The sequence below is a fragment of the Streptomyces sp. 135 genome, from assembly GCF_020026305.1.
GTDB lineage: Bacteria > Actinomycetota > Actinomycetes > Streptomycetales > Streptomycetaceae > Streptomyces.
Window position 1 is genome coordinate 6,121,763 of the sequence record NZ_CP075691.1, and the last position, 24,207, is coordinate 6,145,969.

Sequence of the window (24,207 nt, forward strand, 5' to 3'; positions counted from 1 at the left end):
CTGGGCTGAACTGAGCGGAACGGACAGGAGCTGCCGGGTGACGAGTGTGGGCGTACGAACCGAAGCGGAAGACACCGTACCCAGCGGCTACGCGGCGGCCCGGCTGCGGCTCCTCCAAGAGGGGTCGCGGTCCGGGCCGCCGCGCCGTTCCGCCCTCTCCGAACTGACGGACGACTGGCTGGCCGGGCTCTTCCGGGCGGGTGCCGAGAAGCTGCCCCGTGGCGTCGCGCTCGTCGCGGTGGGCGGGTACGGACGCGGCGAACTGTCGCCGCGCAGCGACCTCGATCTGCTGCTGCTGCACGACGGGAGCGCGGACGCCGCGGAGGTGGCCGCCCTCGCCGACCGCCTCTGGTACCCCGTCTGGGACCTCGGCCTCGCCCTCGACCACTCCGTGCGCACCCCGGCGGAGGCGCGCAAGACCGCCGGGGAGGACCTCAAGGCGCACCTCGGGCTGCTCGACGCGCGGCACGTCGCCGGGGACCTCGGGATGACCGCGGGGCTGCGCACCGCCGTCCTCGCCGACTGGCGCAACCAGGCCCCGAAGCGGCTGCCGGAGCTGCGCGAGCTGTGCGAGGAACGGGCGGTGCGGCACGGCGAGTTGGGCCACCTCCTCGAACCCGACCTGAAGGAGGCCAGGGGCGGCCTGCGCGACGTCACGGCGCTGCGGGCCGTCGCCGCGTCCTGGCTCGCGGACGCGCCGCGCGAAGGCCTCGCCGATGCCCGGCGGCGACTGCTCGACGTCCGCGACGCGCTGCACCTCACCACCGGGCGGGCCACCGACCGGCTCGCCCTGCAAGAACAGGACCAGGTGGCGGCCGCGCTCGGCCTGCTGGACGCCGACACCTTGCTCCGACAGGTGTACGAATCCGCGCGCGTCGTCTCCTACGCCGGTGACGTCACCTGGCGCGAGGTCGGCCGCGTCCTGCGGGCGCGGTCCGTGCGGCCACGGCTGCGGGCCATGCTCGGCGGGCGGGGCGCGGCGGCCGAGCGGACGCCGCTGGCCGAGGGGTCGTGGAGCAGGACGGGAGGCCGTGCTCGCCCGCGCCGCCCGGCCCGAACGCGATCCCGTGCTGCCGCTGCGGGCCGCCGCGGCCGCCGCGCAGGCCGGGCTCCTGCTCGCTGCACGCCGTGCGGCGGCTGGCCGCGGTGGGGCGGCCGCTGCCGACTCCGTGGCCCGCCGAGGCCCGCGAGCAGCTCGTGACGCTGCTCGGCGCGGGGCCGCCGACCGTCGAGGTGTGGGAGGCGCTGGAGGCGGAGGGCCTCATCACGCGGCTCCTGCCGGACTGGGAGCGGGTGCGGTGCCGGCCGCAGCGCAACGCCGTCCATACGTGGACCGTCGACCGGCACCTCGTGGAGACGGCGGTACGGGCCGCCGCGCTGACCCGGCGGGTGGGCCGGCCCGACCTGCTGCTGGTGGCCGCGCTGCTGCACGACATCGGCAAGGGGTGGCCCGGGGACCACTCGGTGGCCGGGGAGATCATCGCGCGGGACGTCGCGGCGCGGGTCGGCTTCGACGCGGGTGACGTGGCCGTGGTCGCCTGTCTCGTACGGCACCATCTGCTGCTGGTGGAGACGGCGACGCGGCGCGATCTCGACGATCCGGCGACGGTGCGGGGGGTCGCCGAGGCCGTCGGGTCCGTGGGGACGCTGGAGCTGCTGCACGCGCTGACCGAGGCGGACGCCCTGGCCACCGGGCCCGCGGCCTGGTCGGCGTGGCGGGGGGCGCTCGTCGGCGATCTGGTGAAACGGGTGGCGGCGTCGCTGTCGGGGGACGAGCCGGACTCCGGCTCCTCGCAGGAAGGGGCTGCGCCCACGGCCGAGCAGGAGCGGCTGGCGGTGGAGGCGTTCCGTACGGGTGGGCCGGTGGTGGCGTTGCGGGCGGAGGAGCCCGTGGATGAGCCGGAGCCGCTCGGGGTGGAACTGCTCGTCGCCGTGCCGGAGCGGGCGGGGGTGCTGCCCGCCGTGGCCGGGGTGCTCGCGCTGCACCGGCTCACGGTGCGGACGGCGGAGCTGCGGGAGGTGTCGTTGCCGCCGGGGATCGAGGGGGCGGCGGGCTCGGTCCTGCTCCTTGACTGGCGGGTGGCGGCGGAGTACGGGTCGTTGCCGCAGGCGGCGCGGTTGCGGGCCGATCTGGTGCGGGCGCTGGACGGGTCCCTGGACATCGCCGGGCGGCTGGCCGAGCGGGACGCCGCGTATCCGCGTCGGCGGGGGACGGTGGCGCCGCCGCCGCGGGTGACGGTGGCGTCGGCGGGGTCACGGCTCGCCACGGTCATCGAGGTGCGGGCCCAGGATGCGCCGGGGTTGTTGCATCGGATCGGGCGGGCGTTGGAGGGGCGGGGTGGTGGTGCGGAGTGCGCATGTGTCGACGTGGGGGGCGAATGCGGTGGATGCGTTCTATGTGACTGGGGGGGATGGGGGGCCGTTGGTGGGGGAGCGGGCGGTGGGGGTGGCTCGGGAGGTGGAGGAGGTGTTGGGGGTGGGGGGGTAGCGGGGGTGGGGGGTGCGGGTGCGGGTGCGGGTAGGTGGGGCCGCGGGGCGCCTGGGGCGCGTCTTGGGGCGGGGCCGCGGGGGTATGTCCGTGCTCGCCATCTTGGCGCGGGGCCTTTGCTGCTTCGCCCACCCTCATGACCACCACTGTGCTCCGCGCGCACATACCCCCACGTCCCCTCAGGGGCGCGAGCGCCTGCGGGCCGTCGTCGGCTCGCGCCCTCGCTCAGACGCGTGGACGACTGCGGGCCATTGTCGGCTCATGCCCTCCCCCGGCGCATGGAGAACTGCGGGCCATCGTCGGCTCGCGTCTTTCCTCTGCCGCGCGCGAGTAGCTGCGGGGCGTCATCGGCCCTTGTTTCCCTGTTCCCTTCGGGGGCGCATCCGTCTGCGGGCGGTGCCCATCCCTCCCTGTCCCTACTTCGACGTCTCGACGCCGAGTAACGGCCGGGTGGGTGGGAGACGTCCGGCGCGGAGCGGCGGGGTAGGGGCTACCGCCGGGCGCTTGTACCGCCCGGCGGGGTGCGTGACCCCGGCCTGCTCCTGCCTCGACGTCTCGACGCCGGGTTACGGGCGGGTGGGTGGGGGAAATCCGGCGCGGAGCGGCGGGCAAGGGGATACCGCCGGGTGCCCCGCGGCATGGAGAAGCGACCGCAGCCCCAGGCACTGGCGCGCGGCAGATACTCTGGAAGGCGACCTGTCAGCCCGCCCCCAGACCTGAGGATTCGCGACCGCCGTGTTCGATACTCTCTCCGACCGCCTCGCAGCGACATTCAAGAACCTCCGGGGCAAGGGCCGCCTGTCCGAGGCGGACATCGACGCCACGGCGCGCGAGATCCGCATCGCCCTGCTCGAGGCGGACGTGGCCCTGCCCGTCGTACGCGCCTTCATCAAGCAGATCAAGGAGCGCGCGGCCGGCGCCGAGGTCTCCCAGGCCCTCAACCCCGCCCAGCAGGTCATCAAGATCGTCAACGAGGAGCTCATCGGCATCCTGGGTGGCGAGACCCGGCGCCTGCGCTTCGCGAAGACCGGCCCGACCGTCATCATGCTCGCGGGTCTCCAGGGCGCCGGTAAGACGACCCTCGCCGGAAAGCTCGGCCTCTGGCTGAAGGGGCAGGGCCACTCCCCGCTCCTGGTGGCCTGTGACCTCCAGCGCCCCAACGCCGTCAACCAGCTGAGCGTCGTCGCCGAGCGCGCCGGCGTCGGCGTGTACGCCCCCGAGCCGGGCAACGGCGTGGGCGACCCGGTGCAGGTCGCCAAGGACTCCATCGAGTTCGCGAAGACCAAGCAGTACGACGTGGTCATCGTCGACACCGCCGGCCGCCTCGGCATCGACCAGGAGCTCATGCAGCAGGCCGCGGACATCCGCGACGCGGTCAGCCCGGACGAGGTCCTGTTCGTCGTCGACGCCATGATCGGTCAGGACGCCGTCAACACGGCGGAGTCCTTCCGCGACGGCGTCGGTTTCGACGGTGTCGTCCTGTCGAAGCTCGACGGTGACGCCCGCGGTGGTGCCGCGCTCTCCATCGCGCAGGTCACCGGCCGCCAGATCATGTTCGCCTCCAACGGCGAGAAGCTGGACGACTTCGACGCGTTCCACCCGGACCGCATGGCGTCCCGCATCCTCGGCATGGGCGACATGCTCACGCTCATCGAGAAGGCCGAGCAGACCTTCTCCCAGCAAGAGGCCGAGAAGATGGCCTCCAAGCTGGCGAGCAGCAAGGGCAAGGACTTCACGCTCGACGACTTCCTGGCCCAGATGGAGCAGGTCAGGAAGATGGGCAGCATCAGCAAGCTGCTCGGCATGATGCCCGGCATGGGGCAGATCAAGGACCAGATCAACAACATCGACGAGCGCGACGTCGATCGCACCGCCGCCATCATCAAGTCCATGACGCCCGCAGAGCGTCAGGAGCCGACGATCATCAACGGCTCCCGGCGCGCCCGTATCGCCAAGGGCTCCGGCGTCGAGGTCAGCGCGGTGAAGAACCTCGTCGAGCGGTTCTTCGAGGCCCGGAAGATGATGTCCCGCATGGCCCAGGGCGGCGGCATGCCGGGTATGCCCGGGATGCCGGGCATGGGCGGTGGCGCCGGCAAGCAGAAGAAGAAGCAGAAGCAGGCCAAGGGCAAGCGCCGCTCCGGCAACCCGATGAAGCGCAAGCAGGAGGAGCTGGAGGCGGCCACGCGCCGCGAGCAGGCCGGCCAGGACGGCGGCGCCTTCGGCCTCCCGGGTGGACAGGCCGCGCAGAACTTCGAGCTGCCGGACGAGTTCAAGAAGTTCATGGGCTGAGGCAGGCAGGTCGCCCGGCGCGGTCCGGGTCTCGTACGACATCTGGGGCGTCCCTCTGAAGAGGGGCGCCCCAGGCGTCTTCCGGGTGAACCGGCGCGGGTGCCGTGGTGTGTTTCGTGACGTAACGTCCGGATATGAGCAACCCTGTGCCGCCGCGCCGGGCGCCCGATCAGCCATGGCGCTCCGAGGGCGCGCCCCCGCCCGCTCCGACGCCGCCTCCGAAGAAGAGGATGCCGGGCGGCTGGGGCGGGCTGATCCTGACGGCTCTGATCGTCTACCTCATCGCCAACCTCGTGCTGTCCTTCTTCAACGAGGGCGACGAGCCGACCATCTCGTACACCGAGTTCAGCAAGCAGGTCGACGCCGGGAACGTCTCGAAGATCTACTCCAAGGGCGACGCGATCCAGGGGCAGCTCAAGAAGGAGCGGGACAAGCCGGGCGATGAGAAGGGGACGTACACCAAGTTCACCACCCAACGGCCCGCCTTCGCCGACGACAAGCTCTGGGACGACCTGACCGAGCACGGCGTCACCGTCACCGCCGAGCCCGTCGTGCAGGAGCGCAGCTTCCTCTCCAACCTGCTCATCTCGCTCGCCCCGATGCTCCTCCTCGTGGTGCTGTGGATCTTCATCGCCCGGCGCATGAGCGCGGGTATGGGCGGTGGCGGCATGCTCGGGCGCAAGACGCCGCCCAAGCCGGTCGAACTGGAGCCCGGGGCGAAGCGGACCACGTTCGAGGACGTGGCCGGGATCGACGAGGTGGAGGGCGAGCTCAATGACGTCGTCGACTTCCTGAAGAACCCGGACGCCTACCGCACGATGGGCGCCAAGATGCCACGCGGCGTGCTGCTCGCCGGACCGCCCGGCACGGGCAAGACGCTGCTCGCGCGCGCCGTCGCTGGCGAGGCCGGTGTGCCCTTCTTCTCGGCCTCCGCCTCGGAGTTCATCGAGATGATCGTGGGCGTCGGTGCCTCGCGCGTACGGGAACTCTTCACCGAGGCCCGCAAGGTCGCCCCGTCGATCATCTTCATCGACGAGATCGACACCATCGGACGCGCCCGGGGCGGCGGCAGCGGCATGGGCGGCCACGACGAGCGCGAGCAGACCCTGAACCAGATCCTCACCGAGATGGACGGTTTCTCCGGGGCCGAGGGCGTCATCGTCCTCGCCGCCACCAACCGTGCCGACGTGCTCGACCCCGCCCTCACCCGGCCCGGCCGCTTCGACCGCGTCGTCAACGTCTCGCCGCCGGACCGCGGCGGGCGCGAGGCCATCCTCCGGATCCATACGCGCGCCATCCCACTGGCCGACGACGTCGACCTCGCGCACGTCGCCCGTACGACACCGGGCATGACCGGCGCCGAACTCGCCAACCTCGCCAACGAAGCCGCCCTGATCGCCGTCAAGCGCAAGCAGAAGACGGTCACGCAGTCCGACCTCTCCGAAGCCATGGAGAAGGTCCAGCTCGGCGCCGAGCGGCCGCTGGTGATGCCGGAGGAGGAGCGGCGGCGCACGGCGTACCACGAGAGCGGCCACGCCCTGCTCGGCATGCTCCAGCCCGGCGCCGACCCGGTCCGCAAGATCACGATCGTGCCGCGCGGCCGTGCCCTGGGCGTCACGCTGTCGACCCCGGACTCCGACAAGTACGCGTACACGGAGGAGTATCTCCGCGGCCGCATCATCGGCGCCCTTGGCGGCATGGCCGCCGAACACGTCGTCTACGGAGTCGTCACCACCGGCGCCGAGAACGACCTGGAACAGGTCACCAACATCGCCCGCGGCATGGTCGGCCGCTGGGGCATGAGTGAACTCGTGGGGCGCCTGTCCGCCCTGCCGAGCGACGCGCAGCAGGCGTACGGACTGTCGGCCGCCCCGCAGACGCTGGATGTGATCGACGGCGAGATGCGGCGGATCGTCGACGAGTGCTACGAGAACGCCTGCCGCCAGCTGCGCGACCACCGGGACCAACTGGACGCCCTGGCCGCGGCGCTGCTGGCGAACGAGACCCTGGAGGAGGCCGAGGCCTACCGGGTCGCCGGCGTCCCGCGCGCGGCCCCGCCGGCCCGCTGATCACCGCTGTCCCCGGCTCCCTCGGCGCCCACGGCTCCCCGGGCTCGGCGGGCGTGGCCCGTGCTGTCGGTGCGGCCGGGTGGGGCGGCATACGTGCTTCGTCGCATTCGATGCTTTTCGGACGAGCATGCCGACAACACTCACGGCTCAGTGACCGTTTGTCATGGGGTGATTCCAATGCGTTGAATGGCGCCGCGACATGCGAATCCATGGCCCGTCACCCCTCCCGGGAGCCTGTGTATGCACGACATCGACACAACGACGACGGGGCGGGCCATCGCGGTGGTCGGGGCGGCGTGTCGCCTGCCGGGCGGCATCGACGACCTGGACCGGCTCTGGGACGCGCTGCGGCAGGGCCGCGACGTGGTCGGTGAGATCCCGGGCGACCGGTTCGAGTCGTCCCGGTTCGTCGACACCGCGACGCCACGCGCAGGCAAGAGCTACACCGCCGCGGGCGCCTTCCTCGACGACGTCACCGGCTTCGACGCCGCCTACTTCGGCATCGCGCCGAAGGAGGCGTCCCGCATGGACCCCCAGCACCGCCTGCTGATGGAGTTGGCCGTCGAGGCGCTGGACGACGCCGGAATCGCCCCGGAGCGCCTGGCGGGCACCGACGCGGCCGTCTACGTAGGCGTGTCGGACGCCTCCTACGGCGGCCTCCAGATGATGGCCCCGGAGAGCGTCAACGCCTACACGATGTCGGGCGCCGCCTCCTCGATCGCCGCCAACCGGCTCTCCCACTACTTCGACCTGCGCGGCCCGAGCATGGCGGTGGACACCGCATGCTCCTCGTCCCTGGTGGCCCTGGACCGGGCTTGTCGCACCTTGCTCGACGGCAGCAGCCGCGTGGTGCTCTCCGCCGGCGTGAACGTACTGCTCAGCCCGTACCACTACGTGGGGTTCTCACAGGCGGCCATGTTGTCGCCGAGCGGCAGGTGCGCCTCCTTCTCGGCCGCGGCCGACGGGTTCGTACGCGCGGAAGGCGGCGGTCTGGTCGTCTTGAAGAAGCTGGCGGACGCCATGGCGGACGGCGACCGGATCCACGGAGTCGTCCTCGCGAGCGCCTCCAACAGCGACGGCAGGACGATGGGACTCGCGCTGCCCAACCCGGACGCACAGGAAGACCTGCTGCGATCGGTGTACGACCACGCGGGCGTCTCCCCCGACGAACTCGTCTACCTGGAAGCGCACGGCACGGGAACCCTGGTCGGCGACCCTCTGGAGTGCCGGGCCATCGGAGGCGCCCTGGGGCGCCGCCGCACCACCGGTGTGCTGCCGATCGGCTCCGTCAAGACCAACATCGGGCACCTGGAGCCTGCTTCCGGGATCGCCGGTCTGCTGAAGGCCCTGCTCGTCCTGCGGCACCGGACGATCCCGCCGTCGCTGCATGCCTCCCCGCCCAACCCCGACATCGACTTCGCGGCGCTGAACCTGCTGACCGCCGACGACACGATGCCACTCGGCCCCGTAGAGCGTCCGGTCGTGGGGGTCAACTCCTTCGGCTTCGGCGGCTCCAACGCCCACGTCGTGCTCACCGGGGCCCCGCCATGTCGGCTCCCCGGCGCGAGGAGCCCGGCCACCGCCCCACCGCCCAGGAAGGGCGGGCGCTCCCGGTCATGGTCTCGGCCCGTACCCCCAAGGCCCTGGCCGAGGCCGCCACGCGGATGGCGGACCGGCTCGCCGCGGCCACCGCGCAGGAGTTCTACGACATCGCCTACACCACCTGCCTGCGCCGCGGCGCCCACCCGCACCGTGCGGTCGTCCTGGCCGGACCGCGAACCGCCGCCCAGCGGCTGCGGGCACTCGGCGGTCCGACACCGGCCGTCGACGGGAAGGCCCCCTCCGGGACGGCGTCGAGCGTCGACGCGGCGGACCAGCCGCCGTTCATCCCGCCGCCGCGTGAGGCGGACGAGCAGGGCCGAGCTGTCGCCACCGCCCCGCAGGCGGTGTCCCGGGGGCGTATCGCGTTCGTCTTCTCCGGCAACGGTTCGCAGTGGCCCGGCATGGCGGCCGACCTCCTGACCGAAAGCACCGTCTTCCGGGAGGCCGTCGCGGACGTGGACGCGGCGCTCGCGCCCCGGCTGGGCTGGTCGGTGACCGACGAGCTGTCGGCACCGGCCCAACGCTCACGGCTGGCGCTGACCGAGGTGGCCCAACCCCTGCTGTTCGCGGTCCAGATCGGCCTGGTGCGGATGCTCCAGGCGCGGGGAATCACCCCTCACGGCGTGCTCGGCCACAGCGTGGGGGAGGTCGCCGCCGCCCATGTCGCCGGCGCCCTGGACCTGGCACAGGCCGCCCACGTGATCGTCGAGCGCAGCCGCACCCAGGCCACCACCGCAGGGACGGGCCGGATGGCGGCCGTGGCGCTCCCCGCGGACGAGGCGGCCAAGGAAGCCGCCGTCTTCCCCGGGGCCGAAGTGGCGGCGGTGAACAGCGGCCAGGACGTGACCGTGGCGGGCCCCACCGACGTCCTGCGGGCCTTCCTGGCCGAGCTGACCCGCAAGGGAGTCGCCTGCAAGGAGCTGGACCTCGACCACGCCTTCCACAGCGCGGCGATGGACCCGATCGAGCGACCGATGCGCCGGGGGCTGTCCGAACTGCGGCCCACCACGGCCCAGTTGCCGATGTTCTCCTCCGTGACCGGCGACCGGATCGAGGGCTCCGGCCTGGACGGGGCCTACTGGTGGCGCAACGTTCGGGAACCCGTCCGCTTCTCCGACGCCACGCAGAAGGCGCTGGAGGACGGCGCCGACGTCTTCGTGGAGATCGGCCCGCACCCCGTCCTCCGCTCCTACCTGCACCGCGTCGCCCACTCCCGCACGCGGGACCCGGTCGCCGTGACGCCCACCCTGCTCCGTGACGTGGCGGGATCCGACGCCATGGACCACGCCGTGGCCACGCTCATGGCCCAGGGCGCCGAGCTGCGATGGGACGTGTACTTCCCGCGCCCGGGCCGCGTGGTGGACCTTCCCGCCTACCCCTGGCAGCGCGAGCGCCACTGGAACGGGACGCCGCAGACCTGGCTGCGCACCAGCGGCTCCGGTCGCCTGGACCACCCGCTGCTCGGCGAGCGGCTGCCCTCCCCTATTCCTACCTGGGAGGGGGCCATCGAGCCCGCGCTGGCTCCCTGGCTCGCCGACCACCGCCTCGCGGGCTCGGTGGTCGTGCCGGCGACGGCCTACGTCGAGATGGCGATGGCCGCCGGGCGGCTCACCCTCGACGGCCCGGCGGAAGTCGACTGCCTGGAGATCACCCGCCCGCTGGTCGTGCCCTGGGCGGACGCCGGCAGCGTACGCGTCCAGCTGGCCGTCACACCGGACGACGGCCTGGTGAGCATCACCAGCACCGACGCGCGGAGCGCCCGGCCCCGCGCGCACGTACGGGCCAGGGTGAGGGCACTGCTCGGCCGGGCGCCCGCCGACATCGACCTCGCCGCCGTCCGGGCACGCTGCCCACGGGTCGTGGACGGCGCGCGGCACTACGACACGGTGGGCCGCGCCGGCCTCCAGTACGGCCCCGCCTTCCAGGTCCTGCGCGAACTGCGCGTCGGAGACGGGGAGGTGCTGGCCACGTACGTGCACCAGGCCCCGAGCCAGGAGTACGAGGCGCACCCCGCCCTGCTGGACGGTGCCTTGCAGGCGGGCGCACCGCTGATCGGCGCGGCCGTGGAGGACGGCACGGTCTTCCTGCCCGCCGCCGTGGGGTCCGCCCGCGTGTGGCGCGCGCCCGCCTCCCGCGGCTGGGTCCACGTCCGCCGGCGGTCCCTCTCGGCGGCCGAGACTTGCTGGGACATCACGGTGACCGACGACGTCGGACGGGTCTGCGTCGAACTGCTCCGCTGCCGGCTGCGCAAGCTGGCCGGCGCCCACCGCACCGCCCTGACGACTCACCACACCACGATGCGGGCCGCGCCCGACCCGGGACCCTGGCCCGGCGACGGGCCGCCGGTCACCCCGCGGCAGATCGCCTCGGCCGCCGCCGACCGAATCGCCGCCTGCCGCGCCGACTGGCACGACGCCGGCTACGACCGCTTCATCGCGCTCTTGAAGAAGGCCGCCGCCCACCGGTACGCCGCCGCTGTCGCCGCCCTCCTGCCCGATCCCGGTGCCGCCTTCGGCATCGATGACCTGGTCGGCGCCGGGATGGAGCCGCGGCGCGTGCCGTTCGCCGAGACGATGCGCCCCGAGATGATCCGCCACGGCCTGGCCGAGGAAGCCCGGGACGGGCGGCTGCGGCTGACCCGGTCGCGGTTCGAGGACACGGAACTCCTGCGCGAACTGACCCTGGAGTTCCCGCGGTACTCCACCGAGAGCCGGCTGGCCATCAGCCGCACGCGGGACCGCCTGGCCCCCGGAGGCGACCCGGCGGACCTGGCGGCCTCCGACGGAAGCCTCGCGGACATCGAACAGCTCTACGACACCGCCGTCACCCTCCGCTTCCACAACCGTCTCGCGCAGGCACTCCTGCGCGAGACGGTACGGGCCTGGCCGGGGGACCGGCCCCTGCGGGTTTTGGAAGTGGGCGCCGGCACGGGTGGCATGACGGCCGCCGTGCTCCCCCTCCTGCCCGCCGAGCGGACCCACTACGTCTTCAGCGACGTCTCACCCGCGTTCCTCGACCGCGCCGAACGCCGCTTCGCCGCCCACGACTTCGTGACCTACCGCACCTTCGACCTGGACGCCGACCCGGCCGGACAGGGGCTGCACGAGGAGCGGTTCGAGGTGGTGATCGCCGCCAACGCCCTGCATACCGCCAAGGACCTCGAAGCCGCCGTGCGCCGGGTCGCGAGTCTCCTGACCCCCGGCGGCATGCTCCTGGCCCTCGAAAGCCACGACACGCACTGCCTGGCCCCCTACTTCGGCACCGTGGACACCTTCTGGGACCGCATCGACCACGACGAGCGCCCCGGCTCACCGCTGCTGCCCAGCGAGCGCTGGCCGGACCTGCTGACCAGGTGCGGGTTCGTCGACGTCGTGCGCACGGATGATGATGCCCCGGAGTGCCGCGACGACTTCTCCGTACTCCTCGCCGCGACCCCCCGCCGTGCCCTCGCCCCGCCCGCGCTGCCGACCGCCCCGGCCAGCCGCCACCGGGTGATCGCCGCCGAGACGGCCGGTGAAGTCGCCCTGGCCCGAGCCGTCGCCGACCTCCTGCCGCCGGCCGCGGACGGCACCCGCGCCTCGGTGCACGCGCCGGACGAGGGCGCGGTCGACTGGGCGGGCGTCCTCGGGGCCGGGGGCGCGGACGTGTGCGTACTCCTCGGTGACGCGCCCGGCGACGAACCGGCCGGGGCCGTCGCGCTCACCACCCGGCGCGCGGCGCTCCTGCGTGCGCTCAGCGGGGCCTGCGCGGCTCTCGACGGCACCGCGTCGGTCTCGCTGACGCTGGTGACCCGGCCGAGCGGCGCCCTGCCGCACCCGGAGCGGCCGGAGGCGACCCACGACGCGGCGGTGTGGGGCATCGCCCGCACCCTCGCCAACGAGGAACCCCGCCTGTCCCTCCGCGCCGTCTCGCTGGACCGCTCCGGAGAGACGGCCACCGACGCCCACCGGGTGGCCCGCGAACTGCTGGCGGAAGACACCGAGACCGAAGTGGTGCTCACCGCGGGCGGCGGCCGGTTCGTCCCCCGGGAGCGAGAGCTGCCCGCCGCTCGCACGGAGGAGACGGCCGGGGGAGAGGCGTCCTTCGGCCTTGAGGTGCGCTCCCCCGGGCTCTCCTACCAACTGGCATGGGTCGAGAACACGCCCCTGCCCGCGGGGCCGGGCCAGGTGGCCGTGGCCGTACGGGCCGCGGCGCTGAACTACCGCGACATGATGCAGGCGGTCGGTCTGCTGCCGGCCGAGGCGATCGAAGGGACGTACACGGAGGTCGGCCTCGGCCTGGAGTGCGCCGGGGTGGTGACGGCCGTCGGGCCCGACGTGACCGGGTTCCGGCCGGGCGACCGGGTGTACGGCCTGGCGCCGGCGTCGCTGGCCTCCCACACCCTGACCGCCGCCCAGGCTCTCGGACACATGCCCGCGGGGATGAGTTTCACCGAGGCCGCGACCCTGCCGGTCGTCTTCTCCACCGTCCACTACAGCCTCGATCACCTGGCGCGGCTCAGGGCCGGGGAGACGGTCCTGGTGCACGGCGGCGCCGGTGGCATCGGCCTCGCCGTCCTCCAGTACGCCCACCGGTGCGGCGCCCGGGTGATCGCCACCGCGGGCACACCCGCCAAGCGGGAACTGCTGCGCACTCTGGGCGCCGAGCATGTCCTTGACTCCCGCAGCCTGGACTTCGCCGTCCGCGTCATGGAGGTCACCGACGGGCGCGGGGTCGACGTCGTGGTCAACTCCCTGGCAGGGGAGGCGATCACACGCAGTCTGGAGCTGCTGCGCCCGGGCGGCCGGTTCATCGAGCTGGGCAAGCGCGACATCTACGAGAACAGGCCCCTGCTGCTGCGGCCCTTCCGCAACAACATCAGCTTCTTCGGAGTCGACCTCACCACGCTGGCCTTCGACCCCGACCGTGGAGCCAGGCTCTTCGCGGACGTGACCGAGCGCGTACGCGACAGGTCGTACCGCCCGCTGCCCCACAGCGTGTACCCCGCGGCCCGCGTGTCCGAGGCGTTCCAGCTCATGCAGCACTCCCGCCACGTCGGAAAGGTCGTCGTGGCGATGGACCCGCTGGACGAGCCGGTGCCCGTGGAGCGGCGGACGCAGGCGCCCTCCCTGGACCCCAGCGGCACCTACCTGGTGACGGGCGGCCTGAGCGGATTCGGCGCCGCGACCGCCGAGTGGCTCGCCGAGAGGGGCGCACGGCACCTGGCGCTGATGAGCCGGCGCGGCGACGCGTCACCCGAGGCCGGGACGGTACTGGCCGGACTCGCCGAACGCGGCGTGCGGGCCACCGCGTACGCGGCCGACGTCACCGACCCGTCCGCCGTTCGAGAGGTCCTCGCACGAATCGACTCCGGAGGACACCCGCTGCGCGGAGCCGTCCACTGCGCGATGCACCTGGAGGACGACCCGCTGGCCGAACTTACCGACGAACGGTTCGCCGCCGCCCTGGCCCCGAAGACGGCCGGCGCCGCCGTGCTCGACCAGCTGCTGGGCGACCGGGAACTGGACCTGTTCCTCCTGTACTCCTCCGGTACGACCTTCCTCGGCAACGTCCGCCAGGCCAACTACGTGGCGGCCGATCTCTGGCTTGAGGCGCTCGCGCGCCGCCGCCGTGGGGCGGGCGCCGCCGGACGGGCGATCGCCTGGGGGGCCATCGGCGAGACGGGATACGTCGCCCGCACCGGCCTGACCGGAGCGCTGACCTCAGTGGGCATCGAACCCGTCGCGCCCCGCGAGGCGTTCGCGGCCGCCGAGCTGCTGGCCGCACAGGGCCCTGAGGTGGCCGGCGTCGGGCGCTACAACTGGGCCCGCCTGCGCAACTTCCTGCCCGCCCTCGCGGCGCCCCGCTGCGCGACGCTGCTCCCCGAGCACATGGGCGAGGCCGACCACTCACGCGAGGAGATCGTGGCGGCGCTGGCGGCCATGGAGCCGCAGGACGCGGTACGCGCCGTCGCCGAGACGCTCGCGCGCCTGCTGGCCGGAGTGCTGCACCTGGACGAACAGGACCTCGACCATGACCGCCGGCTCGACGAGTACGGACTGGATTCCCTCATGCTCGCCGAGATGCTGGTGTCCCTGCGCACCCGGTTCGACATCGACATCCCGCCGCTGGAGTTGCTGCGCAGCGGCGGGACCATCACCGACATCTCCCACCTGGTGCTGCTGCGCCTCGGTCTGACGGGCAACCCGTCAGCGGCGGCCGGAAGCGCCGAGCCAGCCGAAGCGGATTCCGTCTCCAGGGTGTGAGGCGGGCCCGGAGAGCCACCTTCCAGAAGTGCTTCGCCGGCCGCCTCGATCACGTCGAACTGAACCTCCGTGCGCCCCGCGCTACGGCGTACGCGCTATCAAGTACCGGAAGACGTTCGGCATCCACACCGTCCCGTCGTGCCGCCGGTGCGGATGCAGCGCCTCCGTCAGCTCCTTGTCGACCTGGGCCTTGTCCGTCGCGCCCACCGCCGCGTCGAACAGACCCGTCGAGAGCAGCCCCCGGACCGCGCTCTCCACATCCGCGTACCCGAACGGGCAGGCGACGCGACCGGAGCCGTCCGGCTTGAGGCCCGCACGCTGGGCCACCTCCTCCAGGTCGTCGCGCAGGGCGGGGCGCCAACTGCCCGCGCTGCGCATCGGATCGGCGAGCTTGGTCGCCACCCTCAGGACCATGGACGTGGCGCAACGCTCCGGAGGGCCCCATCCGACGAGCACCACCGGGGTGCCCCGGTCGGTGAGCGGAGCCGCCGTCTCCAAGAGGCTGGAGAGTCCTTCGGAGTCGCCCGCCATGCAGCCGATCGGCTGGAACGCGGTGACGAGGTTGTACGCGGGCACGTCCGGGCCCGCCGCGTCCGCGGGGCCCCCTTCGACGAGCCTCGCCCCACCGGCCGCGCCTGCCGCCGCCTCCGGCGCGGAGTCCGGCGACAGCCGCTTCCGCGCCAGCGCCAGCCGCTCGGGCGCCGACGGGTCGACACCGGTCACCGCGGCGCCCCGGGAGGCCGCCATCAGCAGGGCGAGTCCGGATCCGCAGCCGAGACCGAGCAGCCGGGTGCCGTCACCCACGTCGAGCCGTTCGTACACCGCTTCGAAGAGCGGGACCAGCATCCGTTCCTGGATCTCCGCCCAGTCACGCGCGCGTGCACCGAGGTTCACACGGGGCGCAGTGCCCCCGCGATGGAGGTGCGACTGCACGAGTGTTGGTGTCATCGAAAGCGCCCCAATCCGCCGAGAGTAAATGCCGTGCCGTAATCAACGGTTCGTCCGCCCCCGTGCAGTGCGCTCGCACTCCCCCCGTATGCCAGAGAACTCCGCATCCGTCGTGGCGTCCAGAGGTTGTGGGCCAATGCTTTGCGTGCCACCGCCGTGCGCCCCCCGGCAGAAATGGATTCACGTACGGTGTCTGATCGCGGAGGGCGGGCCGGTGCCGGACGCGGATGAGACCCCGGGTAACGTCACTGTCGCGGGCCAGTCCTACTGAGGAGCGCGATTCCGGCGGCGGGCGCCCGTTTTCGTCTCGTACGCGGGTAGAGGCAACACAAGCCCCGGCGTGAGGGCTTTCTCTACGCGCCGGGGCGTACGCGCTACTACGTACCGGCTTGATGCGAGCTGCGAGGCTTCTCCGCAGATCAGCGCACCCGCCCTCGTCCGGACGCATCAATGGCAACTGACGGGTACGTGCAAATTATTTGGGATGCCCCGGAATGGAACCCCCAGGGCACCCGGCTCGTTGTCACGACGTGAGCACGACACCACCTGTTCTCGCCGCAGAGCTGGCACAGGCGTGGGCCGACATTCAGCGGCACCACCCCGAGCTGCCCGACCTTGCCGCGCCCGAATCCCTGATCGGAGAGTCGTCGTCCGCGTGTGGCGCCGAGCTCTCCTTCGAGCGACTGCTTCACGAAGCAGTCCATGGCATCGCCGCCTCGCGCGGCGTACGCGACACCTCACGCGCCGGCCGATATCACAACCGCCGATTCCTCGCGATCGCCGAGGAGCTGGGCCTGGACCATCCGGAGGAGCCGCATCCGAGCAGCGGCTTCTCGCTGGTCACGCTCAACCCCGAGGCCAAGAGGCGGTACCGCCCGACGATCGAACGGCTGCAGCGTGCCCTCAAGGCGCACACCGCGGCGACCACCGCGGACACCGCCCGCAGCTTCCGGGGCCCGGCCGCCCGGCACGGCTCCTCCGGAGGAGGCGTACGCGTGAAGGCCGTCTGCGACTGCGGGCGCAACGTCCGCGTCGTCCCGTCCGTGCTCGCCCAGGCGCCCATCATGTGCGGCGGCTGCGGCAAGCCCTTCCGCATCCCGGAGGCGATCGGCGCGGGCGTGGGCTGAGCAGCACCGGGGCGCCCGAACCGGGGTGCGGGTGCCCCGGCGGCGTATGGCACAATGGCTAGCTGTACTCGACAGCCGCACAGGACCCCTCTCTCCTCCGGCTGACGCGTCCATCGGGCACTCGAGTACCGCAACCCCACGCGGCATCACCCTTGTGCCCACCCACGTCAAGACCAGGAGACACCACTTCCGTGGCAGTCAAGATCAAGCTGAAGCGTCTGGGCAAGATCCGTTCGCCTCACTACCGCATCGTCGTCGCCGACTCCCGTACCCGCCGTGACGGCCGGGCCATCGAGGAGATCGGCCTGTACCACCCGGTGCAGAACCCCTCGCGCATCGAGGTCAACTCGGAGCGTGCCCAGTACTGGCTGTCCGTCGGCGCCCAGCCGACCGAGCCGGTCATGGCGATCCTCAAGCTCACCGGCGACTGGCAGAAGCACAAGGGCCTGCCGGCCCCGGCGCCGCTGAAGGTCGCGGAGCCCAAGGACAAGCGCGCCGCGTTCGAGGCCTTCACCAAGGGTCTCGAGGGCGACGACGTCAAGGGTGAGGCCATCACTCAGAAGGCCAAGAAGGCTGACAAGAAGGCGGACGAGGCTGCTGACGCGGCCGCGTCCACCGAGTCCACCGAGGCCTGAGCATGCTCGAGGAGGCTCTCGAGCACCTCGTGAAGGGCATCGTCGACAACCCCGACGACGTGCAGGTGGCCTCGCGCAACCTGCGCCGCGGGCGCGTCCTCGAGGTCCGGGTTCACCCCGACGACCTCGGCAAGGTGATCGGTCGCAACGGCCGCACCGCGCGCGCTCTGCGCACCGTCGTGGGCGCCATCGGCGGCCGCGGTGTCCGCGTCGACCTCGTCGACGTGGACCAGGTTCGCTGAACCGGGTTCACAGAACCACAGCAGCACCGGCTCGGGCCGGGGAGGGCTTCAGGGCCCTCCCCGGCCCGTAGTCGTCTGCGGAGCACTTCCGCGGGCGCACGGAGCCGTAGGCACACGACAGGAGAGAACGCAGTGCAGTTGGTAGTCGCTCGGATCGGCCGCGCCCACGGCATCAAGGGCGAGGTCACCGTGGAGGTACGCACCGACGAGCCCGAGCTGCGGCTCGGCCCCGGCGCCGTGCTCGCCACCGACCCCGCCTCGGTGGGCCCGCTGACCATCGAGACCGGCCGCGTGCACAGCGGCCGCCTCCTGCTGCGCTTCGAGGGCGTGCGCGACCGCACCGGCGCCGAGGCGCTGCGCAACACCCTGCTCATCGCGGAGGTCGACCCCGAGGAGCTCCCGGAGGACCCCGACGAGTACTACGACCACCAGCTGATGGATCTCGACGTGGTCACCAAGGACGGCACCGAGGTCGGACGCATCACGGAGATCTCGCACCTGCCCTCGCAGGATCTGTTCATCGTGGAGCGGCCCGACGGCGGTGAGGTCATGATCCCCTTCGTCGAGGAGATCGTCACCGAGATCGACCTGGAGGAGCAGCGCGCGGTCATCGACCCCCCGCCCGGCCTCATCGACGACCGCGCGGAGATCGCGTCCGCCCGTGACGCCGAGGCGGCCGCGGAGGGCGAGTCGGCACCGGAGGACGAGTCGGCACCGGAGGACGAGTCGGCACCGGAGGACAAGGCGTAATGCGGCTCGACGTCGTCACGATCTTCCCCGAGTACCTGGAGCCCCTGAACGTCTCACTCGTCGGCAAGGCACGCGCGCGTGGCCGGCTCGACGTGCGGGTGCACGACCTCAGGGAGTGGACGTACGACCGCCACAACACGGTCGACGACACCCCCTACGGCGGCGGCCCCGGCATGGTCATGAAGACCGAGCCCTGGGGCGCGGCCCTCGACGACGTACTCGCCGAAGGGTACGAGTCAGGGGCCCACGGGCCCGCCCTGGTCGTCCCGACGCCCAGCGGGCGCCCCTTCACCCAGGAACTCGCCGTCGAGCTCTCCGAGCGCCCCTGGCTGGTCTTCACGCCCGCGCGCTACGAGGGCATCGACCGCCGCGTCACGGACGAGTACGCCACCCGCCTGCCGGTGTACGAGGTGTCCATCGGCGACTACGTCCTCGCGGGCGGGGAAGCGGCCGTCCTCGTCATCACGGAGGCGGTGGCCCGGCTGCTGCCCGGCGTCCTCGGCAACGCCGAGTCCCACCAGGACGACTCCTTCGCGCCCGGCGCCATGGCCAACCTCCTCGAAGGCCCCGTCTACACCAAGCCCCCCCAGTGGCGCGGTCACGGCATCCCGGACGTCCTGCTCAGCGGCCACCACGGCAAGATCGCCCGCTGGCGGCGGGACGAGGCGCTGCGCCGCACCACCCGCAACAGACCCGATCTCATCGAGCGTTGCGACCCCAAGGCCTTCGACAAGAAGGACCGCGAGATGCTCTCGATCCTGGGGTGGCGGCCGGGGCCCGACGGCCGATTTGGGCGAGACCCCGAGGCCGTGGAAGAATAGGCCGCTGCTGTACGTCCAGCGTGCGCCCCTGCCACAGGGGGATCGACCGGAGTTCCCCGCATGCGCGGGAATGGTCCAGACGCCCGCCCGACGCGATCAGCTACCGAATCCTCATCACCACGTTCCGCTGATGACCTGTGGCATCAGTGAAGAAAGCAGACGATCATGGCCAACCTGCTCGACTCCCTCGACAGCGCGTCGCTGCGCGACGACATCCCGGCCTTCCGCCCGGGTGACACCGTCAACGTCCACGTCCGCGTCATCGAGGGCAACCGCTCCCGTGTGCAGCAGTTCAAGGGCGTAGTCATCCGTCGCCAGGGTGCCGGCGTGCGCGAGACCTTCACGGTCCGCAAGGTCTCCTTCTCCGTCGGCGTCGAGCGCACCTTCCCGGTGCACACCCCGATCGTCGAGAAGATCGAGCTCGTCACCCGCGGTGACGTGCGTCGCGCGAAGCTGTACTACCTCCGTGAGCTGCGCGGCAAGGCCGCGAAGATCAAGGAGAAGCGCGAGAGCTGAGCTCCCGCGCGGGTCCGCAGCGGGGCCGGATAGCATCTGGCCCCGATGGACACCGAAGCACAGCACCCGGAGCGCGACCGCTCCTCCCCACCCTCCGACTCCGGAGACGTCCCGCACGTCCCCGAAGCCGCCGAGGAGACGGAGGAACGGTCGCGCTCCGTTTTCATGTCGCTCGTCTCCTGGCTGCCGGGCGGCGGCTTCACGCTCACGTTCCTGCTGTGCGTGGCGGCACTGCTCGTCGTCGGCACCTTCGTGGTGCAGCCCTTCCAGATCCCGAGCGGCTCCATGGAGCCCGCGTTCCGGGTCGGGGACCGGGTACTCGTCAACAAGTTGGCGTACCGTTTCGGTTCCGAGCCGCAGCGGGGTGACGCGGTCGTCTTTGACGGCAGCGGCTACTTCGGGGATGCCGACTACATCAAGCGGGTCGTGGGCACCGGGGGAGACCGGGTGGTCTGCTGCGAGCGGGGGAGGATCAAGGTGAACGGCGAGCCTGTCGACGAGCCGTACCTGTTTCCGGGCGACAGCCCCTCACAGGTGCCCTTCGATGTCGTCGTCCCCGAAGGCAGCCTGTTCCTGCTCGGCGACCACCGCAGCGACTCACGGGACTCCCGTGACCACCTGGGGCAGCCCGGCGGCGGCATGATCCCCGTGGACGAGGTCATCGGCCGGGCCGACTGGATCGCCTGGCCGGTCGGGCACTGGACCTCCCTGGAGCGCCCCGACAGCTACGCGCGCGTGCCGGCACCGGACGGCGCGCATGGGTAACCGCGGGCGGACACGCGCCGCGGGCCACCAGGCCGACAGCCGGCTGCCCACGGGGTCCCGGCCGACCAGTGGTCCCGTCCGGCCGGGCAGGGCCGAGCGGCGCAAGCTCGCGAAGAAGGTCAAGCGGCGCAGGCGGCGCTCCGCGATCAAGGAGATACCTCTCCTCATAGGTGTGGCCCTGCTGATCGCCCTCGTCCTGAAGACGTTCCTGGTGCAGGCCTTCGTGATCCCCTCGGGCTCCATGGAGCAGACGATCCGGATCGGGGACCGCGTCCTGGTGGACAAGCTCACTCCCTGGTTCGGCTCGAAGCCCGAGCGCGGTGACGTCGTCGTCTTCAAGGACCCCGGCAACTGGCTCGAAGAGGAGCAGGGCAAGAAGAAGGACGACCCGGTGGTCGTCAAGCAGGTCAAGGAGGGGCTGACCCAGATCGGCCTGCTGCCCTCCGACAGCGAGCGGGACCTGATCAAGCGGGTCGTCGGCGTCGGCGGCGACACCGTGAAGTGCTGCGACAAGAACGACAAGGTCACCGTCAACGGCGTACCGCTCGACGAGCCGTACATCCACCCCGGCGACAAGCCCTCGGCCTTCGAGTTCAAGGTGAAGGTCCCCAAGGGGCGCCTGTTCATGATGGGCGACCACCGCAGCGACTCGGCCGACTCCCGCTTCCACCGCACGGAGAAGTTCGCCGGGACCATCTCCGAGGAGGCGGTCGTCGGGCGGGCCCTCGTCATCGCCTGGCCCTTCGGTCACTGGCGCAGACTGGAGGAGCCCGAGACATATGCGTCCGTACCCGACGCGCGTGCGGGATCGGACACCGCCACAGGCGTGTCGCATAGGGTGGCACACGGCGATCGATACGGATTGATCCGACTCCCGACCCCTGCGGAACTCCCGCTCGTTATGGGAGTGGTGGGCCTGCATCGCATCTGGGGCAGGCGGCGGCACGGACTGAGGAGTGGATGTGGGGGATTTGGCGGTCGGCGCACGATCCGGACACGAGGGGCCCGAGGAGCGGCCGGGACGATCCGACGAGCCGGGCGTCGAGGCCGCCGCGGGCGGTGTGAACCCCGGGAGTGACGCCGCGGACGGCGACGGGACACAGAGCGGCCAGGGCACCAAGCAGCCGAAGAAGCAACGGTCCTTCTGGAAGGAACTGCCGCTTCTCATCGGTATCGCGCTGGTCCTGGCGCTGGTGATCAAGTCCTTCCTGGTGCAGGCGTTCTCGATCCCCTCGGACTCGATGCAGAACACGCTCCAGCAGGGCGACCGCGTCCTCGTCGACAAGCTGACGCCGTGGTTCGGCTCCGAGCCCGAGCGCGGCGAGGTCGTCGTCTTCAAGGACCCGGGCCACTGGCTGGACGGCGAGCCCACCCCCGACCCGAACGCGGTGCAGAGGGTCCTCGGCTGGATCGGCCTGATGCCGTCCGCCGACGAGAAGGACCTGATCAAGCGCGTCATCGCGGTCGGCGGCGACACCGTGGAGTGCAAGGGCACCGGCCCGGTGAAGGTCAACGGCAAGGCGCTCAACGAGCCCTACGTCTTCGCGGGGAACACCCCGTGCACGGTCGACGACCAGGGCGGCCAGTTCAAGGTCACCGTGCCCAAGGGCAAGATCTGGGTCATGGGCGACCACCGGCAGAACTCGCTGGACTCCCGCTACCACCAGAATCAGCCCGGCGGCGGCGCCGTCCCCGTGGACAACGTCGTGGGCCGCGCCATCGTGATCGCCTGGCCGCCCACCCGCTGGGCGACGCTGCCCAAGCCGGACACCTTCGACCAGCCGGGCATCAACGCCCTGTCGAGCGCCGCCCCCGGCGTCCTCGGCCTGGCGGGCGCGGTGCCGCTCGTCCTGTGGCGCAGGCGCCGGCTGACGGTCGCCGCGGCGCGGAACGCGAGGGTTCCTGGCGGCAGTACCGCCGGGTAGGGTGCCGTCCCAGATCGTCGATCTTCCGCCGTCCGTACGCACGGGCGGCGGGGTCGTCTCCGAGACGGGGGAGCACCGGGATGAGCAGGACACGTCGTACGGACGAGGGCCAGGGCCGGCTCGGCAGCGTGCTGTCGGGCATCGCCGTGGCCCTCGGCTGTGTGCTCTTCCTCGGCGGATTCGTCTGGGGTGCGGTCCTGTACCAGCCGTACACCGTGCCCACGGGGTCGATGACCCCGACGATCGGCGCGGGCGACCGGGTGCTCGCACAACGGATCGGGAGCGAGGAGGTGCGCCGTGGTGACGTCGTCGTCTTCGAGCAGTCCACCTGGGGCGACCTGCCGATGGTCAAGCGCGTGGTCGGCGTGGGCGGTGACAAGGTCGCCTGCTGCACGGACGGCAAGCTGACCATCAACGGCAAGGAAGTCGCAGAACCGTATCTTCCCGAGGGCAAGGGCGTCGCGGCCGGCGCCATCCCCACCACGACCGTCCCCAAGGGCCGCCTGTTCCTGCTCGGCGACGAGCGCAGCGGTTCCCTTGACTCCACCGCGCACCTGGACGACGCGGACGGCGGCACCGTGCCGCGCGACGCGGTGCGGGCGCGGGTCGACGCGGTGGCCTGGCCGATGGGCGAGTTCCGCATGCTGGAGCGGCCGGAGGGCTTCGCAGACCTGCCGGGCGGCCTCTCCGAGCCCGGACCGCTGCGGGTGGTGCTGAGCGCGATCGTGGTGGGCATGGTGCTCGTCCTCGGCGGCGCCGCGTACGGCCCCGTGGCCAAGCGCCTGGGCCGCGGCCGCGGGCGGAGCCGTGCGACGGAGGCCGTCGGTGCCGGCTGAGGAGAGCGCGCCCGCTGAGCCGTCGCCGACGGGGCGGCCCCTGCGCAGGGTCGCGCGCGTGGTGCTGCTGGACCCGCACGACCGCATCCTGCTGCTGCACGGCCATGAGCCAGGTGACCCGGCGGACGACTGGTGGTTCACGCCGGGCGGCGGCCTGGAGGGCGACGAGACGCGCGAGCAGGCCGCCCTGCGCGAGCTGCGCGAGGAGACCGGCATCACGGAGGTCGAGCTCGGCCCGGTGCTGTGGCGACGCGTCTGTTCCTTCCCCTTCGCCGGACGCCGCTGGGATCAGGACGAGTGGTACTACCTGGCGCGTACGACGCAGACGGCGACCGCCGCCGAGGGCCTGACGGAGCTGGAACGCCGCAGTGTGGCCGGAGCACGTTGGTGGACGTGCCGGGAACTGACCGAGGCTCATGAGACGGTGTACCCGACCAGACTCGCCGAGCTGCTTCGCAGACTGCTCGACGAGGGACCCCCGGACCGGCCCGAGATCCTCGACACGGAAATCGTGTAGGGGTTCGCGGGGCTGACGCACAATAGGGGGACGCACGGCTGAAGGGGAACATGCCATGAGCGCCGAGGACCTCGAGAAGTACGAGACCGAGATGGAGCTGAAGCTCTACCGGGAGTACCGCGATGTCGTCGGTCTGTTCAAATACGTGATCGAGACCGAACGGCGCTTCTATCTCACCAACGATTACGAGATGCAGGTGCACTCCGTTCAGGGTGAGGTCTTCTTCGAGGTGTCCATGGCGGACGCCTGGGTGTGGGACATGTACCGGCCGGCTCGGTTCGTGAAGCAGGTGCGGGTCCTCACGTTCAAGGACGTGAACATCGAAGAGCTGAACAAGAGCGATCTGGAGCTGCCGGGCGGCTGAGTTTCACTCGCCGGGGTGGCGGAGTTTTCCACAACCGGTGAGTTGTGCACCAAGATCCAATAGGTGCG

Annotated in this window: 17 protein-coding genes and 1 pseudogene; 17 read left to right on the forward strand and 1 reads right to left on the reverse strand. The window is 71.9% G+C overall.

Going from position 1 to position 24,207, the window contains the following annotated elements:
• Positions 1–37 precede the first annotated feature (37 nt).
• From KKZ08_RS27775 to KKZ08_RS27795, 5 genes and pseudogenes are all read left to right on the forward strand, one after another.
• Positions 38–2,488, forward strand: a pseudogene (locus KKZ08_RS27775) ([protein-PII] uridylyltransferase).
• Between the two features lie 735 nt (positions 2,489–3,223).
• Positions 3,224–4,777: a signal recognition particle protein gene (gene ffh, locus KKZ08_RS27780; RefSeq protein ID WP_223777025.1), complete on the forward strand. Its 1,554-nt coding sequence runs from the start codon at positions 3,224–3,226 to the stop codon at positions 4,775–4,777.
• A 134-nt stretch (positions 4,778–4,911) separates the two neighbouring features.
• Entirely contained in the window at positions 4,912–6,846 is a 1,935-nt protein-coding gene (gene ftsH / locus KKZ08_RS27785) for an ATP-dependent zinc metalloprotease FtsH (protein WP_223777026.1), read from the forward strand.
• 240 nt (positions 6,847–7,086) lie between these two features.
• Entirely contained in the window at positions 7,087–8,868 is a 1,782-nt protein-coding gene (locus KKZ08_RS27790) for a polyketide synthase (RefSeq protein ID WP_223777027.1), read from the forward strand.
• The gene (locus KKZ08_RS27795; RefSeq protein ID WP_263303408.1) at positions 8,850–14,693 is read left to right on the forward strand and encodes an SDR family NAD(P)-dependent oxidoreductase; all 5,844 of its coding nucleotides are present in this window, start codon (positions 8,850–8,852) and stop codon (positions 14,691–14,693) included. Before KKZ08_RS27790 ends, KKZ08_RS27795 begins: the two co-directional genes overlap by 19 nt.
• Positions 14,694–14,774: 81 nt before the next feature.
• On the opposite strand, the gene KKZ08_RS27800 is transcribed toward KKZ08_RS27795, so the two are convergent.
• A complete protein-coding gene (locus tag KKZ08_RS27800; protein ID WP_223777028.1) occupies positions 14,775–15,641 on the reverse strand; it encodes an SAM-dependent methyltransferase in 867 nt (288 codons plus the stop codon).
• A gap of 494 nt (positions 15,642–16,135) precedes the next feature.
• Here KKZ08_RS27800 and KKZ08_RS27805 point away from each other — a divergent pair, with 494 nt between their 5' ends.
• From KKZ08_RS27805 to KKZ08_RS27860, 12 genes are all read left to right on the forward strand, one after another.
• A complete protein-coding gene (locus tag KKZ08_RS27805; RefSeq protein WP_223777029.1) occupies positions 16,136–16,768 on the forward strand; it encodes a hypothetical protein in 633 nt (210 codons plus the stop codon).
• A 191-nt stretch (positions 16,769–16,959) separates the two neighbouring features.
• Positions 16,960–17,403, forward strand: coding sequence for a 30S ribosomal protein S16 (gene rpsP, locus KKZ08_RS27810; protein WP_223777030.1), 444 nt, complete (start codon positions 16,960–16,962; stop codon positions 17,401–17,403).
• 2 nt (positions 17,404–17,405) lie between these two features.
• Positions 17,406–17,645 (forward strand): RNA-binding protein, encoded by a 240-nt coding sequence (locus KKZ08_RS27815; RefSeq protein ID WP_014176063.1) that lies wholly within the window; start codon positions 17,406–17,408, stop codon positions 17,643–17,645.
• Positions 17,646–17,777: 132 nt separating this feature from the next.
• Entirely contained in the window at positions 17,778–18,395 is a 618-nt protein-coding gene (gene rimM, locus KKZ08_RS27820; RefSeq protein ID WP_223777031.1) for a ribosome maturation factor RimM, read from the forward strand.
• Positions 18,395–19,216 carry a tRNA (guanosine(37)-N1)-methyltransferase TrmD gene (trmD, locus tag KKZ08_RS27825; RefSeq protein ID WP_223777032.1) on the forward strand — a complete coding sequence of 274 codons (822 nt, stop codon included), beginning with the start codon at positions 18,395–18,397 and terminating at the stop codon, positions 19,214–19,216. Before rimM ends, trmD begins: the two co-directional genes overlap by 1 nt.
• A gap of 165 nt (positions 19,217–19,381) precedes the next feature.
• Positions 19,382–19,732, forward strand: a complete 351-nt coding sequence (gene rplS / locus KKZ08_RS27830) for a 50S ribosomal protein L19 (RefSeq protein WP_223777033.1) — start codon at positions 19,382–19,384, stop codon at positions 19,730–19,732.
• Between the two features lie 45 nt (positions 19,733–19,777).
• Positions 19,778–20,497 carry a signal peptidase I gene (gene lepB / locus KKZ08_RS27835; RefSeq protein WP_223777034.1) on the forward strand — a complete coding sequence of 240 codons (720 nt, stop codon included), beginning with the start codon at positions 19,778–19,780 and terminating at the stop codon, positions 20,495–20,497.
• Entirely contained in the window at positions 20,490–21,575 is a 1,086-nt protein-coding gene (lepB, locus tag KKZ08_RS27840) for a signal peptidase I (protein ID WP_223777035.1), read from the forward strand. The genes lepB (KKZ08_RS27835) and lepB (KKZ08_RS27840) overlap by 8 nt, the downstream gene beginning before the upstream one ends.
• Complete coding sequence (lepB, locus tag KKZ08_RS27845; protein ID WP_223777036.1) at positions 21,460–22,422, forward strand: signal peptidase I; 963 nt, start codon at positions 21,460–21,462, stop codon at positions 22,420–22,422. Before lepB (KKZ08_RS27840) ends, lepB (KKZ08_RS27845) begins: the two co-directional genes overlap by 116 nt.
• A gap of 80 nt (positions 22,423–22,502) precedes the next feature.
• Positions 22,503–23,258 (forward strand): signal peptidase I, encoded by a 756-nt coding sequence (gene lepB, locus KKZ08_RS27850; protein ID WP_223777037.1) that lies wholly within the window; start codon positions 22,503–22,505, stop codon positions 23,256–23,258.
• Positions 23,248–23,775 carry an NUDIX hydrolase gene (locus tag KKZ08_RS27855; protein WP_223777038.1) on the forward strand — a complete coding sequence of 176 codons (528 nt, stop codon included), beginning with the start codon at positions 23,248–23,250 and terminating at the stop codon, positions 23,773–23,775. Before lepB (KKZ08_RS27850) ends, KKZ08_RS27855 begins: the two co-directional genes overlap by 11 nt.
• A gap of 55 nt (positions 23,776–23,830) precedes the next feature.
• Positions 23,831–24,139, forward strand: a complete 309-nt coding sequence (locus tag KKZ08_RS27860) for a DUF2469 domain-containing protein (protein ID WP_003965949.1) — start codon at positions 23,831–23,833, stop codon at positions 24,137–24,139.
• Positions 24,140–24,207: the final 68 nt, after the last annotated feature.